The sequence below is a fragment of the Actinosynnema sp. NPDC059797 genome (genome assembly GCF_042732085.1).
Lineage (GTDB): Bacteria > Actinomycetota > Actinomycetes > Mycobacteriales > Pseudonocardiaceae > Actinosynnema.
Genome location: NZ_JBHWIE010000177.1, coordinates 1 through 15,378, shown reverse-complemented (window position 1 = coordinate 15,378; position 15,378 = coordinate 1). Strand labels below are relative to the sequence as shown.

The window sequence follows — 15,378 nt, the reverse complement described above, 5'->3', positions numbered from 1 at the left end:
GACCACCGCCACGACCACGACGTAGGTCTGGTTGGGCCCGCGGTCCACGGCGATGTACAGCAGTCCCAACAAGAAAGCCACGCTCGTCCAGCCCGCGATGATCTTGGCCGGCCGCAACGCCCTGTTCTGCTCGTCCGGTGTCCTCATGTCTCCTCCCGCCCTGCGGGTACCCACCGATCCGCCCGGACCGGTGCGCCGCGAACCTTGCGATCGCCTGACGAGGCCGTCGTGCGCGCTCCGCGGTCGGTGCACCGGGTAGCCGATGGGCATGAACAGGATCGGCACTCCGGGCATCGTGGTGGTGGCGGCCGCGGTGCTGGCGTCGTGCGGTGAGCCGCAGCGGGTGTACGAGAGCGGCACGATGGGCACCAACGCCGAGGTCGGCGACGTGGTGCTGCGCAACGTGTTCGTCGAGGCTCCCGGCGACAGCTCCTACCAGCGCGGCGAGGACGCCGTGGTTCGGCTGGCGATGTTCAGCGAATCGGACCGGCCGGACGCGCTGCTGGGCGTGCGCACGCGGAGCGCGGACCAGGTCGACCTGCGCGCCGACGAGGACTGCGACGGCACCAGCGAGACCGTGCCGCGCATCCCCGTGCCCGCCGAAGGGGCGGTGGACGAACCCGGCAGCGTCGACCTGGCCTACCACCTGCGCGTCGTGGACTTCTCCGAGGAGGTCCTGGCGGGCACCGCGGTCCCGCTGACCTTCATCTTCGAGAACGCCGGCGAGGTCACGGTGGAGGCGGTGGTAGAGGCCGAGGACGACGGCGACGTGCCGCCACCCACCCGCTGCCCCGAGCCCACCGGGAGCTGACGACGTGAAGACTTCTCGCGCGGCAACGCTCTTGGCAGCGGTGGTGACCGGACGGCGTGCACCGCTGGACTGGCCGGCACCGTCGAACCGCCGAGCACCGTCCCTCCCGCGCCGGCGACCGGTCCCCCGGACCGCCCTGCGGTTCGTCGGGTGCGTGCTGGGCAGTTCGGCCGGGGCACCCCGTCGGGCTGACGGGCACGCCACCGCCGAGCTTGCGTTCACCTGACGATCCCGGCGCGCACGGAGTGCGGCCCTCGGGCGCGGGTAGTCCGAGCACAAGACGACGGGGCAGCGAGAGGAGAACCGTGAACGCGTCCAACGACGAGGCAGTGGTGGCCGGTGTCGACGGAACCGGACCGTCCGAACGGGCCGCGATGTGGGCGGCCCGGCAGGCGGTGATCTTCGACAAACCGCTGGTGCTGGTGTACGGGATGCGGTGGCCGGTCCACGCGCAGGCGCACCTGCACGCGCCCGTGGGCATGGGGGCCGTCGACCCCGCACTCGACGAGGAACCGATGCGGCAGTGGGCGCGGGACATGCTGGACGGCCTCGCCGAGCGGTGCCGTGACGCCACCGGCGCCGAGGTGCGCACCGAGATCGCGTCCGGGGATCCGGCGGACGCGATGATCCTGGCCGCGGACCGGGTGGCGTTCGTGGTGGTCGGGCACTCCGACCAGGGCGGCGTGGCGCGGTTCCTGCTGGGGTCCACCGCCGAGCGGTTGACGCGGTCGTGCCCGTGGCCGGTCGTGGTGGTCCGCGACGAGGCCGCCGTCGACCGGCGGCGCGACGGCGGACCGGTGGTGGTCGGGGTGGACGGGTCCCCGGTCAGCGGCCGGGCCCTGCGGTTCGCGTTCGGCTTCGCGACCCGGCACGGCGCCGAGGTCGTGGTCGTGCACGCCTCCAGCGGTGCGGTGACCACGACGGCGGTCGAGCCGGTGGGGACCCGTGAGGAGGCCGCGCTGCGCGAGGGCTGGGGGCCGGTGGGTTCCGAGTTGGTCGAGTGCGCCGGGCGGTACCCCGGTGTGCGGCACCGGGTGGTGGACGCCGCCGGTCCGCCGGCGGACGCCCTGATCGCCGCGTCCGCCGAGGCGGGGCTGCTGGTGGTCGGCAGTCACGGCAAGGGGGTGGTGCGCCGGGCGTTCCTGGGTTCGGTGAGCCACGAGGTGGTCAACAGCGCCCCGTGCCCGGTGGCGGTGCTGCCCCCGGAGACCGAGGGGACCGGCGACACCTGAGGTCGGCGTCGGTGCCGGTCCCCACCGGGCACGTGCCGAGGGGCGACCGGGTCGCCCGCGTGGCACCGGCTCGTGGGGCCGCAGCCCCGGGGCGTCGGTGTCCGCCGGGTCGCACGCCGGCGCCAGCACGGGTGACGGCCGGCAACCTGCCCAGCCGCTTGGACAGCAGTCGGCCGGCGGACCGGCTGCCGCACACCGCGGAGGACAGCACCCCTCCGGCGCGCACGACGCGGAGCGGTCGGACCACCCGCGGGAAGCGCGGGAACGGAACGAGCAGGAACACCGGCTGCCACCGGTCGCGCCGCAGGAACTCCCGCCGGCGCGCCAGGTCCTCGGCCCACCGCTGCCGCCGTCGGTGGTGCCGGCGTGCGAGCCCGACCGCGGGCCGCGGTGGTGTGCCGCATCGGGCCGGCCGGGACTCGAGGACGACACCACCGTCCGCGAAGCCACTACGGCCACCGGGAACGGGAACGCCACCAGATCGTGCGCGGAGCGGACCGCGGCGACGCCCGGGCCGTGTGGTCGCGGACCTCGCGGGTACCACCTGGTGGTGGTCGCTCCTGGTGGGCGCCGGCCCGCGCCGAGGAGCTGTTCCGCGAACACCGGCGGTTGGGGCTGATCGCCGCACGGGTCGTGGTCGGGCCCGAGGGCGGCGTGGACCCCGTGTGCGCGGAGATGGCCTCCTCTCCGCTGGGGCGCGACAACCTGCCCGGTCCGCGCGTGTTGCTACGTCGACGAACTGGTGGCCCACCACCAGCCGTCCAAGAGCCGCGGGCCGTCGGCGGTGTGGCGGCGGGCGGAGATGCGCAACGACCTGCTCACCACCTGGCTTGCGTCGCCCGTTCGAGGTCGGGTTGGCCGAAGCGGCGGCGTTGATCAGGTGCGGAGGACTCCTACCCGCGGGGTCAGCCCGGTTCTCCGCGCCTCTTGCGCTGGACGATCCGCCCGATGTCGACCACGAGCACGACTACGAGCGCCCACAGGACGACAGCGAGCCAGACCAGGTCTGCCCTGGCGGCGAGCACGGCGGCGACGCCGCAGAAGACGATGCCGAAGCCCGCCGGCCACAACCTCAACGTCAACGCGCTGCGGGGCGGTGCGGGCGGTGGAAGGTCGTTGTTCATGGCACTCGGCTACCCCTCGGCCTCGCACGCACACCCGGACGGGGACGACCGGTGCCGGGGACAGCGGCGCCCGCCGTACCGCAGGGCGCGAAATCCCGTACCCGGCGGACGCACGGGTCGTGCCGCGGCGCCGGGAGGAGCGCCCGCGCGAATCGCGGACGCCGGGTGCGGACCGGTGGCTGTCGCCGTCGTCCTCGCGGTCCTGCTGCTGCGCCGCCCGCCTGGTCGCGGGTCGCGCTGGAACACCGGGTAGAGGCTGGAACGACGAGGACGGCCGCCCGGTGTCCGCCCGCGCCGGCAGCCCTGGGTTCTGCTCCGTCGTCCCGGAACGGCACGACGGCCGAGCCCGGCGCCAGCAGGAAGTCCTCGTGGACGTCGATGGTGGCGGCGCCGACGACGACAACGTCGCCTTGGCGCTGGACGGGCGCGTCGATCCCGGTGCGATCGAGGGTGGCGAGCGGCTCAGGCGATGAGCAGGATGCTGCCGCCGAGCAGGGCGAGCCCGCTCGCGACGGCGAGCAGGGCGGCGTTGGCGCGGGCGTTCCGGCCGCCGAAGTGGCGAAGGACGATGGCGAGGGGACCGATGGGGCGCACGGGTTCCTCCGAGGTGCCGTGTCGAGAATTGGAATCTACCTATGTAGATTGGCAGTTCGGTCGTGCCCGTGCGAGAACCCATCGGCGTCGCGACCGACGCCTGACGGTCGTGCCGGGCGGCTCGGGAGCCGAGGCGCGACAACGGCAGACCGCTCCGCGAGGGCGCCCCGGTCGCGTCGGTACCTGCGGGAACCTCGCGGCCGCCAACGCGGCGGCCGGACCTCTCACCCCGCTCGGCGACTTGGTCGCACTGGTCGGTGCGTCGGCCGCGTGGTCGGTGCCCGACGAGCGGGACGCGCTGGTGGTGGTCGTCGCGTCCGCGGGAGCGCGGCTGCTGGTGGACGCCGCGCCGTGCCCGGTCGCGGTGCCGCGTGCTTCAGTCGCGCGGCACGTCGGGCACGTCGTCGAGGGCGTCCAGGTTTCCGGTCGAGTTCGCGGGGATGACGCTGAAGGTGCCGTCGGTCTCCAGTACGACGGCGGCGACCTGGTCCAGTCCGCCCCGCCCTTGGGCGCGGACTGCCTGGAGCACCTCGGCGCGGCTGACGCGCTGGTCGCGCAGCGCCTGGTCGCGCAGCCGCCCCTGCCACACCAGCAGGGTGGGGTCGGACTTCAACGCCCGCTGGAACGACCGCAGCCGCACCGAGGTCCAGGCGACGGCGAACTGCACGCCGATCAGCAGTCCCAGCGCCAGGACGCCCTCGGCCAGCGCCACGTCGGAGGTGAGCAGGACCGTGGCCAGGGTGGAGCCCAGCGCGACCGTGACCACCAGGTCGAAGGCGTTCATCTTGGCCAGCGTGCGCTTGCCCGATATCCGCAGCAGCAGCACCAGCGCCACGTAGGCGCACACGCCGACGACCACCACGCGGACCAAGCCGTCCCAGGAGTCGAAAAACATGCCCCACACCTACCCCGGCACAGCCCGGCGACACCGCCGGGTGCGGCGTCACGGCTCACCGGGATCGGCGAGGAACGACCGGACCACCAGCACCGGCACCGCCGCGCCCGTCGGCCCGGCCGACCTGGGCCGGCGCGCGACGTCGCCGGAGCCGGGCGGGTTCCGTTCGTCGTTCTTCACCGTCCACCGTCGACCCGGGCCCAAACCACCGTGACCGCGGATCGGTGCGTTCGCAAGCTCCGCGCGAGGTCGGCGACCTTGCGATCGGCTGACAGCCCGCTGACCGCGTTCCGACCGGCGGTCACCGGGTAGCCGTCCGGGGTGGACGGTTCGCGAACACCCGCGGCCCCGGGTGCGGTCCTGCTCGCGGTGGTGGGCCGCGCACAACCCCAGGAGGAGTCGCGGAGCGGCACGACGGGCGCCAACGGGCGAGTGGGCGAGGTGGTGCTGCGCGACGCCGTGGTCGAAGCGCCGGCGGACGGCGCGTGGCGGCCCGGTGACGACGCCCCGGTGAGGCTGGTGCTGCTCACCGGGGCCGACCGGCCGGACGCGCTGGTCGGGGTGCGCACCGACAGCGCCGCCCGCGTGGAACTGGTGGCCGACCGGGACTGCGACGGCACCGGCGAGCGGGTCGACCGCATCCGCCTGCCCGCCGAGGGCGCGGTGCGCGATCCCGGCGGCGTCGACACGGCCTACGACCTGTGGAACCCGGCTGCCTGGTGCTGTCGACCGATCAGGGCCGGTTCCTGCTGCTCGGCGGCGACGCGGAGGTCCTCCGGGCGGGTGCGGAAGTCGTGGTGGAGGGCACGATCAGCCCTGACTAGGCCACGACGTGCCAGCAGGGGACGCCCTTCGCCGTCGCCGAAGCGCGGGCCGCGCCGACCCGATGAGCCGCGGCCGGCCGACGGCGCCGCCGGTCGCAAAGTGGCCGCAAGGTTCTTCCCCGCCGCCTCGGGAACCCGGCTGATCACGACGAAAGGTGACGGCGCAGTGGAGGACCGGGTCCGATGGCGATGAGCGGGAACTCCGTGGCGGTCCTTCGTCCGGCGGACTCGGTCGGGTGACGCCGTGAGCCGGTACCCGAACGGCGAACCGGACTACCAGCGCGCCGCGCGGTCGACCACCCGCCGGGGCGCACCGGGACCCGGCGCGGTGGTGGCGGTCGCCGGGGTGTGGCTGGTGCTCGCGCCCTCGGTCCTGGAGTACCCGGACGGCGGCGCCGTGGTCAACGACGGTGTGGTCGGCACCCTGATCGCGATCGCCGCGATCACCGGCTCGGCGGTGCCGCGGACCGCGTCGTGGTCGAGCGGGACGACCGCGGTGCTCGGCCTGTGGGAGGTGGCCTCGCCGTTCGTGCTCGGCCACGGCTCCGGCGGTTCGGTGGTGTCCCACCAGGTCGTGGTCGGCCTGGCGGTGGTGGTGCTGTCGCTGGCCGGTGTGGCGGTGGCGGTGGAGCGGTCCGGCGCGCGGCACCCGAAGCCGTCGAAGCCGTCGCGGTGGGGGTGGCGTCGCGCGCGAGCCCGCCGGGTGCGCAGGTGAGGAGGCAAGCGGTGACGCATTTCCGGGAGCTGTGCCTGGTGGCGGGCGTCCCGGTGGCTGCTGAGCCCCCGTCGCCTCGCCGGAGCCGGCCGGCGCGCCTCAACCGGACGGGGCGCGCCCGGCGCCTGGCTCGTCCGGTCCGCCGGTGGGCAGGTTGTCGGGTGGTTCTATCCGCAGGGCCTCGGCCACGGGGACGTCGGAGGAGGAGTGCAGGACGATGGACAGGGCGATGGCGGCGGCGACCAGGTCGAACACGTGTGCGGCGTCGGGCAGGCCGGATTGCAGGACGAGCAGGCCGAGGACGAGTTCGAGGGCGATCTGGCCGGGGGTGTGCGGTGTCGTGGGAGGCGGCGGCCAGGAAGAGCAGGACGAACGGCAGGGCGAGGCCGTCGCTGAGGCCGGACTCGACGTTGGGCAGCCGCCGCGGCCGCAGCGGTACGTCCTCGTCCGGGCAACCTTGCGATTGCCCGACGGACCGTATCCGGACCGACGTCCCGGGTAGTCCAGTGGTGGACCCGATTCCGACGACAGGAGCCGTCGATGTTCCGCACGACCACTCGAACGGGTGTCCTGGCCGCCACGCCGTGCCTGGCCGTGGCCCTGTTGGCCGGCTGCGGCTCCACCACCGCGGAGCAACCCGCCGGCACGCCGGCGACCTCGAACGCCCCGGGCGCCGATGCGTTGCGCAGCACCGGGGGCGCCGAGCAGTGCCTGACCGCAGGACTGCGCATCGACCTCGGCCGGGGCAACAACGACATGCAGGGCGCCCACCTGCCCCTGCGGTTCACCAACACCGCCTCGCGGCCGTGCACCCTCCAGGGCGCACCGGGTGTCTCCTACGTCACCGGCGAGGGCGGTGAGCAGGTCGGCCTGCCGGCCGAGCGCGACACCGACGGCCCGGTGGTGACCCTGGCGCCCGGGGAGACCGCGTCCGCGGCGTTGTTCCTGTCCAGCGCGCCGCGCAAGACGCCCGGCTGCGAGCAGGTCGAGGTGGGCGGGCTGCGGGTCTACCCGCCGAACGACACCGAACCGGTGTTCGTCGAGCACGAGGCCGTCACGTGCGCCCCACCGCTCGGCGGTCCGTTCCTGGAGGTCGGCCCGGTTCGCCCCGGAACCGGCAACACCGGCCCCTGACCCGGCCGGCCCGTGGCACCGACGGCTGCCGGGAGCCTCGCCGCACGTCAGCTCCGTGGTGCGACGCGCGGACAGAGGTCGGTGTCACCAGTGCGGGCCGGAGCAACCTCCCCCTGGTGAACGGGTAACGATCGCGGCCCGATCCCACAGCTCTCGGGTCTCGATCACCTGCCGATATCGCAAGGTAGGACTTTGCGTTCACCTCGTCTCACCCTGGGCAACCGGATCTCGGTCTATTCGGGCATACCGGTCGACAGGTGATCGCTACCTTCTGCGCGCCCGGCCCTGCCCCCTGCGGCACCACCGGGTTGTCACTCCACTGTGGAAGGAACGCGATGAGATCGCTCTTCGGCCGCTCCGGGCGCACGACCGCCCGGACGGCAACCCGGCACCGGTGGCGGACCGCCACGGCCGGCGCCGGTGCGCTGCTGCTCGCCGGGTCCCTGGCCCTGGCCGGTGGCGGCACCGCCTCGGCGGTCACCGGCAGCGGGCCCTACCCGGCCAAGGTCGCCGTCGACGGTCGCGGCAGCATGGATCCCGAGGACCGGGTCCGCACCGACGCCTACCTCGCCGGCGACCCGGTCACCCTGCGCTGCCAGGACACCGGCCCCGCCGTGAACGGCAGCACGACGTGGGACTACACCACCGACGGCTACTGGATCCCGGACACCTACGTGAAGACGGGCGTCGACGGGTTCGTCCCCGGCGTGCCGCGCTGCTTGGCGATCGGCATCGACGGCCACGCGAACGTGGGCGGATTGCACGGCCCCTACACCGTCAAGGTGGACGTCGACGGTCGCGGCAGCGCGGTGGTCTCCGACCGGGTGCGCACCGACGCCTACCCCGCGGGCAGCAGCGTCTACGTCAAGTGCCAGGACTACGGCGAGTCGGCCGGCGGCAGCACCCTGTGGGACTACACCACCGGCGGCTACTGGATCCCCGACGCCTACATCACCACCGGCACCGACGGCCGCATCCCCGGCGTGCCGACCTGCTCCTCACTGGGCATCGACGGCGGCACGGGCGCCAACCCGGGCGGCGGCACGCAGTTCCTGGCCAAGGCCACCCTCAACGGCTACCACGGCAAGAGCCTCAGCGCGTCGAACGTCTTCGACAAGTACGCCGAGGGCAGCTACATCACGGTCATGTGCCAGGCGTACGGGGAGGCCAACTACGGCGGCTCGGCGATCTGGGACTACACCAGCGACGGCCTGTGGGTGCCCGACTACTACGTCAAGACCGGGGCCTCGGACATCGTGCTGCCCCGGTGCGACGGCGACGGCCCGTCCGGCGGCGGCAGCGGCCGCTACCTGGCCAAGACCACGCTCAACGGCTACCACGGCAAGAGCCTCAACTCCGGCAGCGTCGTGGACAAGTACCCGGGCGGCAGCTACATCACCATCGTGTGCCAGGCGTACGGCGAGTTCAACTACGGCGGCTCGGCGGTGTGGAACTACACCAGCGACGGCCTGTGGGTCGCGGACTACTACGTCCAGACCGGTCACGTCGACATCTTCCTGGGCCGCTGCGACAGCGACCCCAAGCCCAGCGGCGGCGCCGGGAACCCGACCGCGCCCGCACCTCCCGCCGGCGGCAGCGTCGGCGCGACCAAGCTGCGCGACGCCATCGTCTCGGCGGCCACGAGCCAGATCGGCACCCACGAGTGGGGTGACAACTGCAACCCGTACGGGCTCAACGGCGCCAAGTGCGGCGACCCCTGGTGCTCCATGTTCGCCTCCTGGGCGTGGCGGCAGGCCGGCATCAACGTCTACTTCCCCTACAGCGGCGACTTCTACTGGTGGGGCAAGCAGCACGGGACCCTGCGCGCCAAGACCGACGTCCGACCGGGTGACCTGGTGCTGTTCGGCAGCGGCCCCGGCGCCGGCAACCACATCGGCGTCGTGGCCTACGTCCTCGACGACGGCAGGATCGTCACCGTCGAGGGCAACTGGGGCAACGAGGTCACCGTCGTGGGCCCCTGGGACCCGGTCCGCCCCGGATCCACCCACGAGAACGTGTTCGCGGTCGTGGCCCCGGTGAACGACGCCGCCCTGTCCCACACCAGCGACGCCACCGCCGACAACCCGGTGCGGCTGGCCTCGTTCCAGCTGGAGCCCAGCCGGGACTGCCTGTTCCAGACCTTCCGCGCCGAGCCGACGGTCAACGACCTGCACATGGGCTACATCGACTACCGCTTCGAGATCTGCCGGGGCCGCGAGCCGCTGCTGTGGTCGGCCGAGGTCAAGAACGAGGTCAACAGCGCGTTGGGCAAGGTCATGGGGCACACGATCGACAACACCTCGATAGTGCGCACCCAGACCCGCGGTGACGGCAACACCTGGAGCTCCGCCGGTTACCTGGGCAAGTTCGACATCGTGTTCGAACCGCCGGTGTTCGCCTCCTGGGACTGGCTGGAGATCGACCGCGTGCCGGTCAACATCCAGTTCTACGCGGTGATGAACGGCGACTCGATCACCATCGACGTGGTCGACTACCAGCCGCACGACCGGATGTTCTGGATGGACGTCCACCCGGTGACCTGACCGGGAGGGGTGGTGGCCGGGAACCGGTCCGGCCACCACCCCGCCTTGCGGTTTCCTGTCCTTTCCCGCCTGGCGGCCGTCGGCGCAAGGTGATCGTCAGGTTCAGCGGGCCGTGCGGGTGGCAAGCTGGGTGCCGTGCTCCGAGATCCCGCCACGCTCCTCATCTGTTCCGGGACGACTGGAGGCCGCCGATGAGCGCCGCGCACGACAGCGCCGGGTACGACGACGTCGGGTACGACACCGCCCTGCTGGTGGTCCGCGACGACGGGACGTTGCCGCGGAGGCAAGTGGAACCGTGGTTGCGCGATCGCCTGGACGGCCGGCCCGAGCACGACGTCCTGCGCGTCCGGCTCATCGTCGCCGAGCTGCTGGACAACGCGCAGCGCCACGGGTGGCCCCGCTACGTGGTGGAGCTGGTGCTGGACCGGCGGACCGGGGTGCTCACGATCAGGTTCCGCAACCGCACCCCGGAGCGGGTCGTCGGCTGGGCGCCGGGGGCCGGGTTGTCGATCGTCGAGGCGTTGAGCGAGCAGTGGGGCTTCGTGGCCATGAGGAGCAGCACGACCGTCTGGGTCAAGGTGCGGTTCGACGAGTGAGCCCGGCCGGCGGGAACCGCGGGTGGCGGCCGGCACCGGGCCACCAGGTGTTCGTGAGAGGAGAAACCCGGTTGTGCGGTCGGCTTTCCGCGAGGACGTCACGGCTCTGGGCGGTGGTGGCGTCGTTGGCGCTGCTCGCGGGTTGCACGGCCGATCCGGTCGGGCACTCGTCGGAGGTCGTGGCGGCGGAGGTCGGCGCACCCCCGACCGCGCTCACGGTGCTCGACGCGGGTGAGGGCGGGGCTTCGGCGATCGCGACCAGCGCCGCGCTGTTCCGGAGCGCGCCCGTCGTCGTGGTGACCGGAGGGCCTGACGTGGCCGGGGCGGGTGCGGTCGCGGAGCGGCTCGGCGCGCCCGTGCTCCTCGCACCGACCACCGGCCCACCCGACGCCCTGCGCCGGGAGTTGGCGAGGTTGTCGCCGCGGGCGGTGCTCGCCGTCGGTGCGGGTGCGCGACCCGTCGCCGAGGAGGCGGCGGGGGCCGTGCCGGTGCTCGCCGTCGACCCCGCGACCTCCGAGCTGCCCGAGGGGGTGCCCGACACCCGCCCGCCCGCACCGGTCGGGGTGACCGTACTGGTCGACGCCGGGCGGGACGACGCGGCGGCGGTCGCCACGGCGCGGGCCGCCGGGGCCCGGGTCGTCACCGTGCGCGGCGCCGACCCGCGGGGCGACCGGGCGGCGGCCGAGGCGTTGCGGGGCGACCCGCCGACGACCGTGCTGGCGGTGGGTGCCGGCTTCGGCCCGCCGGACCGGCTCCGGACCCGGCTGGAGGTGGCCTCCCGGGGCGTGGAGCTGCCGGGCGGCGGGCAGGTCCTGTTCCCCGGCAGGCGGCTGGTGTGCCTGTACGGCCACCCCGGCGCACCCGTGCTGGGGGTGCTCGGCGAACAGGGCGTCGAGGGGGCCGTCGCGCGGGCGAAGGAGCACGCCGCCCGGTACGAGCCGTTGAGCGAGGTGCCCGTGGTGCCGGCGTTCGAGATCATCGCCACCGTGGCGCAGGGAGCGCCCGGCCCCGACGGCGACTACTCGGGCGAGGCGTCGGTGGAGTCCCTGCGGCCCTGGGTCGAGGCCGCGGGCCGGGAAGGGCTCTACGTCCTGCTCGACCTGCAACCCGGCCGGGCGCGGCTGCTCGACCAGGCCCGGCGGTACGCCCCGCTGTTGGAGCTGCCCCACGTCGGCCTGGCGGTGGACCCGGAGTGGAAGCTGGGGCCCGACCAGAGGCCGCTGGAGCAGATCGGCGGGATGGACGCCGCGGAGATCAACGAGACCGCCGACTGGCTGGCGGACCTGACCGCACGCGCCGCCCTGCCGCAGAAGCTGCTCGTGGTCCACCAGTTCCGGCTGTCCATGATCCGCGACGAGCCGTCGCTGAGGACCGACCACGACGAGCTGGCCGTGCTGATCCACATGGACGGCCAGGGCACGACCGCCCAGAAGACCGCGACCTGGAACTCCGTGGTCGCGGCCCGGCCGCACGACGGCGTGCCGATGGGGTGGAAGAACTTCTACGACGAGGACCACCCGATGCTCGGCCCGGAGCAGACCATGGGTTACCGGCCGACCCCGATGATGATCTCCTACCAGTGAGGCGCCGCTCGTTGCCGCACCTCCTGGCCTGCGCCGCCCTGCTCGTGTCGGGGGCGTGCACGTCGACACCCCCGGACCTGAACACCTGCGGCACCGCGGACCTGCGGATCGAGTTCGCCGCCAAGGGCAAGGCGGACGGCCGGGGCGCGCACGTGCCCCTGCGGTTCACCAACACCGGCGCGGCACCGTGCTCCCTGCGAGGCGCCCCGACCGTCGTCTACCTGCACCACCCCGGCGGCGAACCGGTCGGCCTGCCCGCGCGGCGCGACCCCGACGGGCCCGACGTCACCCTGGGGGTGGGGGAGACGGCGTCCGCCGGCCTGCTGCTGTCCACCGCGCCCCTGCGGACGCCGGGGTGCCCGCGGGTGCGGGTGGGCGGTGTGGGCGTGACCCCGCCGGGCGCCGGTGACCGGGTGTTCCTGGCCCGGGACGCCATCACCTGCGGTCCGCCGTTCGACGGGCCCTACCTCGAGGTGGGGCCGGTCGGGTCGGGACCGGGGGGTGCCGAGCCGCCGAGGTCGTGAGATCCGATCGCGAGGTGCCGACCCGGTGGCGCCGTCCCCGGGTGATGTGCCGTTCCGCGACGGGCCGCGGTCCCGGGAGGTTCGGAGCCGGGGGCGGGTACCTCCCGTGCCGGGCGGTACGATCGCCGTCGGTGTGCCGGGAAGCCTGGTCGGCGTGGATTCGTCGCCGTCCTGGACGGCCACCGGTCGCGGCCGGGCTGGTCGGCCCCGGGTGCCTGCTGTGGGTGGAAATGTCGTCGCCTGCTCGCCTCGGCGGTGGACCTCGTCGCCGAGCGTTCGAGGAGGGAATCGGTCATGGCGAACGGGGTGGCGGGAACGGCGGTCGGGCCCATGGTGATCGCGGCCGTGGAGCAGTACCGCTCATCCGGGCAACGCCTCCTCCACGACCCGCTGGCGGCCTCGGTGCTGCCACCGTTCTCGAGGTGGCTGGTGGGGCTGGCCCGGCGGCCGGGTGTCCGCGCCGCGCTGATCAGGGCGTCGGAGCGGGCCGCGCCCGGTGTCTGGGGTGGTGTCGCCTGCCGCAAGCGCTACATCGACGACCGCTTCACCCGGGCGTTGGAGGAGGGCATCACGTCGGTGGTGGTCCTGGGCGCGGGTCTGGACACCCGCGCGCACCGGTTGGCCGTGCCCGCGGGGGCGACGGTGTTCGAAGTGGACCTGCCGGTCAACATCGAGCGCAAGCGCAAGCGCCTCCCCTCCGACGACCGGGTCGTCCTGGTGCCGATCGACTTCGACACCGAGGACCTCCGCGAGGTGCTGACCGCGCGCGGTCACCGCTCCGGCGACCGGTGCCTGGTCGTGTGGGAAGGGGTGACGCAGTACCTGGGCGAGGACGGCGTGCGCCGGACCTTCGACTTCCTGGCGGACCAGGCGCCCGGCAGCCGGCTGGTGTTCACCTACGTGCGCCAGGACTTCCTCGACGGCACCGGGATGTACGGCTCGGAGGCGCTGCACCGGCGGTTCGTGACCGGGCGTCGACTGTGGCGGTTCGGGCTGCACCCCCACGAGGTCGCCCCGTTCCTGGCCGGGTACGGCTGGCACGAGGTGGAGCAGGTCGGCCCGGCGGAACTCGACGCGCGTTACGTGCGGGGCACCGGTCGGGTCGTGCCGATCTCACCGCTGGAGCGGACCGTCCTGGCCGAGAAGCGCTGAGGGGGCGTACCGGGTCCGGCCGCGCCGGCGGGGTCACCGGGGTTCGGCCGCGTGGGCGAACACCTCGTCGAGCGCGCGTTCGAGGAGCGGGGACATGGTGCGCGTGTAGGTGGCGCTGACGTGGCTGTCGTCGAGGTAGACGTGGACGTTGCCGATGATCGGCGGGCAGCGGTCCCCGGGGCAGAAGTAGTCGCTGAAGTCGAGGAACTCCACGTTCGACGGCAGGTCGGGGATGCGGGCGTACGGGGGTTCGGCGTCGAGCAGGTCGGCGCGGGGAGTGGCGCACCGCGGTGCCCCGGCGCCGTGGGTCCTCGCGCACTCCGCGGGTTTGAAGGGGTGGCGCGGGTTGTCGCGCACGGCCGCGACGGCGATACCGGCTTCTTCCAGCTTCCGCCACTGGGCGACGAAGCCCGGTGGTGTCTCCTCGGTGAGCCCGGCCCGGACGTCACGGGTGCCGTTGGCCAGCACGAGGTCGGGCCGCAAGGACAGGATCCTGTCGACGGCGTCGGCGTTCCACTGGAGGCACTTGGCGTCGCCGGGCATCGCGTTGGACTCGGTGGAGAACGGGCAGGCGCCCTTGTTCATGGCGACGAGCTCCCAGTTCCGGCGCCGCGCGACCGGGTCCAGGGCGGCGATGTACTGCTGCATGTGCGAGTCGCCGACGACGACGATTCGCTTGTCTGGTTCGCCGGTGACGGGGCTGTGGCAGTACGTCAGCTCCTCGTTGTGGGCCGCCGTGGTGCAGGTGCCGCCTTCGATGCCCGCGAAGTCCTTCGGCAGGGCGACCAGCGGCGGCGCGACGGAGGGGTTCTCCGCGCCCCAGTACTCGAAGCCCGGTTCGAGGGACATGGCGCCGGGGTGGTCGGGGTCGTCGACGACGGCGGCGTGGAGGGCCGCCTCGCGTTCGGCGACCACCTGCCAGCCGGCGGCGCCCGCGAGGACGGGCGCGAGCGCGAGCGCGGCGAAGCGGTAGGCCCCCCGGCGCGCGGTCGCGCCGATCGGGGATCGGCGGACCGGCTGCTCCACCAGGTGGTGGGTCACCACCGACAGGGCCAGCGACAGGCCGATGACGAGCGCGCCGCCGAGCGGTCCGGGATCGGTCCGGTCGCCGGTGACGAGGTAGAAGACCAGCACGGGCCAGTGCCACAGGTAGAGGGTGTAGCTGAGGTCCCCGAGGTAGCGGACCGGTCGGGTGGAGAGCAGCCGGTCGGCGCCGAAGCGGCTGCCGGTGGTGCCCGCGGCGATGACGGCCGCGCCGCACAGCGTCGGCCACAGCGCGGCGTAACCGGGGAAGACGCTGCCGACGCGCAGGACGAGCCCACAGGTGACGAGCCCGACCAGGCCCAGCCAGCCCAGGACGAGCCTCACCGGGACCGCGGGTGCGAACGCGGTGACGCCCAGCGCGAGCAGCCCGCCCAGCGCGAACTCCCACACCCGGGTCAGCGAGTGGAAGTAGGCCAGCGGCTGGTTCACCGCGGTGAGCACCACCGAGAAGGCGAGCGAGGCGGCGAACACGACCGACAGGCTGACCGCCAGTGCCCGGTTCGGCGCGCGGCCGCCGCGTCGGGCCGCGGCGACGACGAGCGCGATCAGCAGCGGCCAGACCAGGTAGAACTGGCCCTGGATGGACAGCGACCAGTAGTGCTGGACG

Annotated in this window: 16 protein-coding genes; 10 read left to right on the top strand and 6 right to left on the bottom strand. The window is 73.7% G+C overall.

Annotated features, from left to right (window positions below; all coding sequences use genetic code 11):
• The first annotated feature begins 268 nt into the window (after nt 1-268).
• Nucleotides 269-811, top strand: a complete 543-nt coding sequence (locus ACFV4N_RS28885) for a copper chaperone PCu(A)C (RefSeq protein WP_499675765.1) — start codon at nt 269-271, stop codon at nt 809-811.
• Nucleotides 812-1,116: 305 nt separating this feature from the next.
• Entirely contained in the window at nt 1,117-2,043 is a 927-nt protein-coding gene (locus tag ACFV4N_RS28880) for a universal stress protein (protein WP_499675764.1), read from the top strand.
• Between the two features lie 905 nt (nt 2,044-2,948).
• Here ACFV4N_RS28880 and ACFV4N_RS28875 read toward each other — a convergent pair.
• From ACFV4N_RS28875 to ACFV4N_RS28860, 4 genes are all read right to left on the bottom strand, one after another.
• Nucleotides 2,949-3,167 (bottom strand): DUF6343 family protein, encoded by a 219-nt coding sequence (locus ACFV4N_RS28875; RefSeq protein WP_499675763.1) that lies wholly within the window; start codon nt 3,165-3,167, stop codon nt 2,949-2,951.
• 462 nt (nt 3,168-3,629) lie between these two features.
• Entirely contained in the window at nt 3,630-3,761 is a 132-nt protein-coding gene (locus ACFV4N_RS28870) for a hypothetical protein (RefSeq protein ID WP_499675762.1), read from the bottom strand.
• 376 nt (nt 3,762-4,137) lie between these two features.
• Nucleotides 4,138-4,656, bottom strand: coding sequence for a DUF421 domain-containing protein (locus ACFV4N_RS28865; protein ID WP_499675761.1), 519 nt, complete (start codon nt 4,654-4,656; stop codon nt 4,138-4,140).
• A 48-nt stretch (nt 4,657-4,704) separates the two neighbouring features.
• The gene (locus tag ACFV4N_RS28860) at nt 4,705-4,836 is read right to left on the bottom strand and encodes a hypothetical protein (RefSeq protein WP_499675760.1); all 132 of its coding nucleotides are present in this window, start codon (nt 4,834-4,836) and stop codon (nt 4,705-4,707) included.
• A 141-nt stretch (nt 4,837-4,977) separates the two neighbouring features.
• On the opposite strand from ACFV4N_RS28860, the gene ACFV4N_RS28855 reads away from it, so the two are divergent.
• On the top strand, nt 4,978-5,673 hold the full coding sequence (locus tag ACFV4N_RS28855) for a copper chaperone PCu(A)C (protein ID WP_499675759.1): 696 nt from the start codon (nt 4,978-4,980) through the stop codon (nt 5,671-5,673).
• A gap of 51 nt (nt 5,674-5,724) precedes the next feature.
• Complete coding sequence (locus tag ACFV4N_RS28850) at nt 5,725-6,195, top strand: SPW repeat domain-containing protein (RefSeq protein WP_499675758.1); 471 nt, start codon at nt 5,725-5,727, stop codon at nt 6,193-6,195.
• Between the two features lie 99 nt (nt 6,196-6,294).
• Here the strand turns inward: ACFV4N_RS28850 and ACFV4N_RS28845 are convergent, their stop codons facing one another.
• On the bottom strand, nt 6,295-6,450 hold the full coding sequence (locus tag ACFV4N_RS28845; protein WP_499675757.1) for a hypothetical protein: 156 nt from the start codon (nt 6,448-6,450) through the stop codon (nt 6,295-6,297).
• A 285-nt stretch (nt 6,451-6,735) separates the two neighbouring features.
• Here ACFV4N_RS28845 and ACFV4N_RS28840 point away from each other — a divergent pair, with 285 nt between their 5' ends.
• From ACFV4N_RS28840 to ACFV4N_RS28815, 6 genes are all read left to right on the top strand, one after another.
• Nucleotides 6,736-7,329: a DUF4232 domain-containing protein gene (locus ACFV4N_RS28840; protein ID WP_499675756.1), complete on the top strand. Its 594-nt coding sequence runs from the start codon at nt 6,736-6,738 to the stop codon at nt 7,327-7,329.
• A 335-nt stretch (nt 7,330-7,664) separates the two neighbouring features.
• Nucleotides 7,665-9,872 (top strand): CHAP domain-containing protein, encoded by a 2,208-nt coding sequence (locus ACFV4N_RS28835; RefSeq protein ID WP_499675755.1) that lies wholly within the window; start codon nt 7,665-7,667, stop codon nt 9,870-9,872.
• A gap of 191 nt (nt 9,873-10,063) precedes the next feature.
• On the top strand, nt 10,064-10,468 hold the full coding sequence (locus ACFV4N_RS28830; RefSeq protein WP_499675754.1) for a hypothetical protein: 405 nt from the start codon (nt 10,064-10,066) through the stop codon (nt 10,466-10,468).
• Nucleotides 10,469-10,593: 125 nt separating this feature from the next.
• Complete coding sequence (locus tag ACFV4N_RS28825) at nt 10,594-12,051, top strand: hypothetical protein (protein WP_499675753.1); 1,458 nt, start codon at nt 10,594-10,596, stop codon at nt 12,049-12,051.
• An 11-nt stretch (nt 12,052-12,062) separates the two neighbouring features.
• Nucleotides 12,063-12,575 (top strand): DUF4232 domain-containing protein, encoded by a 513-nt coding sequence (locus tag ACFV4N_RS28820; protein ID WP_499675752.1) that lies wholly within the window; start codon nt 12,063-12,065, stop codon nt 12,573-12,575.
• A 294-nt stretch (nt 12,576-12,869) separates the two neighbouring features.
• Nucleotides 12,870-13,727: an SAM-dependent methyltransferase gene (locus ACFV4N_RS28815; protein WP_499675751.1), complete on the top strand. Its 858-nt coding sequence runs from the start codon at nt 12,870-12,872 to the stop codon at nt 13,725-13,727.
• Nucleotides 13,728-13,760: 33 nt separating this feature from the next.
• On the opposite strand, the gene ACFV4N_RS28810 is transcribed toward ACFV4N_RS28815, so the two are convergent.
• The coding region (locus ACFV4N_RS28810) for an acyltransferase family protein (RefSeq protein WP_499675750.1) at nt 13,761-15,378 on the bottom strand (1,618 nt) is incomplete at its 5' end.

Bases quoted from the DNA above. Each gene is read 5' to 3' on its own strand.
- ACFV4N_RS28885 (WP_499675765.1), top strand. From the start codon at position 269: ATGAACAGGATCGGCACTCCGGGCATCGTGGTGGTGGCGGCCGCGGTG.
- ACFV4N_RS28875 (WP_499675763.1), bottom strand. From the start codon at position 3,167: ATGAACAACGACCTTCCACCGCCCGCACCGCCCCGCAGCGCGTTGACG.
- ACFV4N_RS28865 (WP_499675761.1), bottom strand. From the start codon at position 4,656: ATGTTTTTCGACTCCTGGGACGGCTTGGTCCGCGTGGTGGTCGTCGGC.
- ACFV4N_RS28840 (WP_499675756.1), top strand. From the start codon at position 6,736: ATGTTCCGCACGACCACTCGAACGGGTGTCCTGGCCGCCACGCCGTGC.
- ACFV4N_RS28835 (WP_499675755.1), top strand. From the start codon at position 7,665: ATGAGATCGCTCTTCGGCCGCTCCGGGCGCACGACCGCCCGGACGGCA.
- ACFV4N_RS28830 (WP_499675754.1), top strand. From the start codon at position 10,064: ATGAGCGCCGCGCACGACAGCGCCGGGTACGACGACGTCGGGTACGAC.
- ACFV4N_RS28815 (WP_499675751.1), top strand. From the start codon at position 12,870: ATGGCGAACGGGGTGGCGGGAACGGCGGTCGGGCCCATGGTGATCGCG.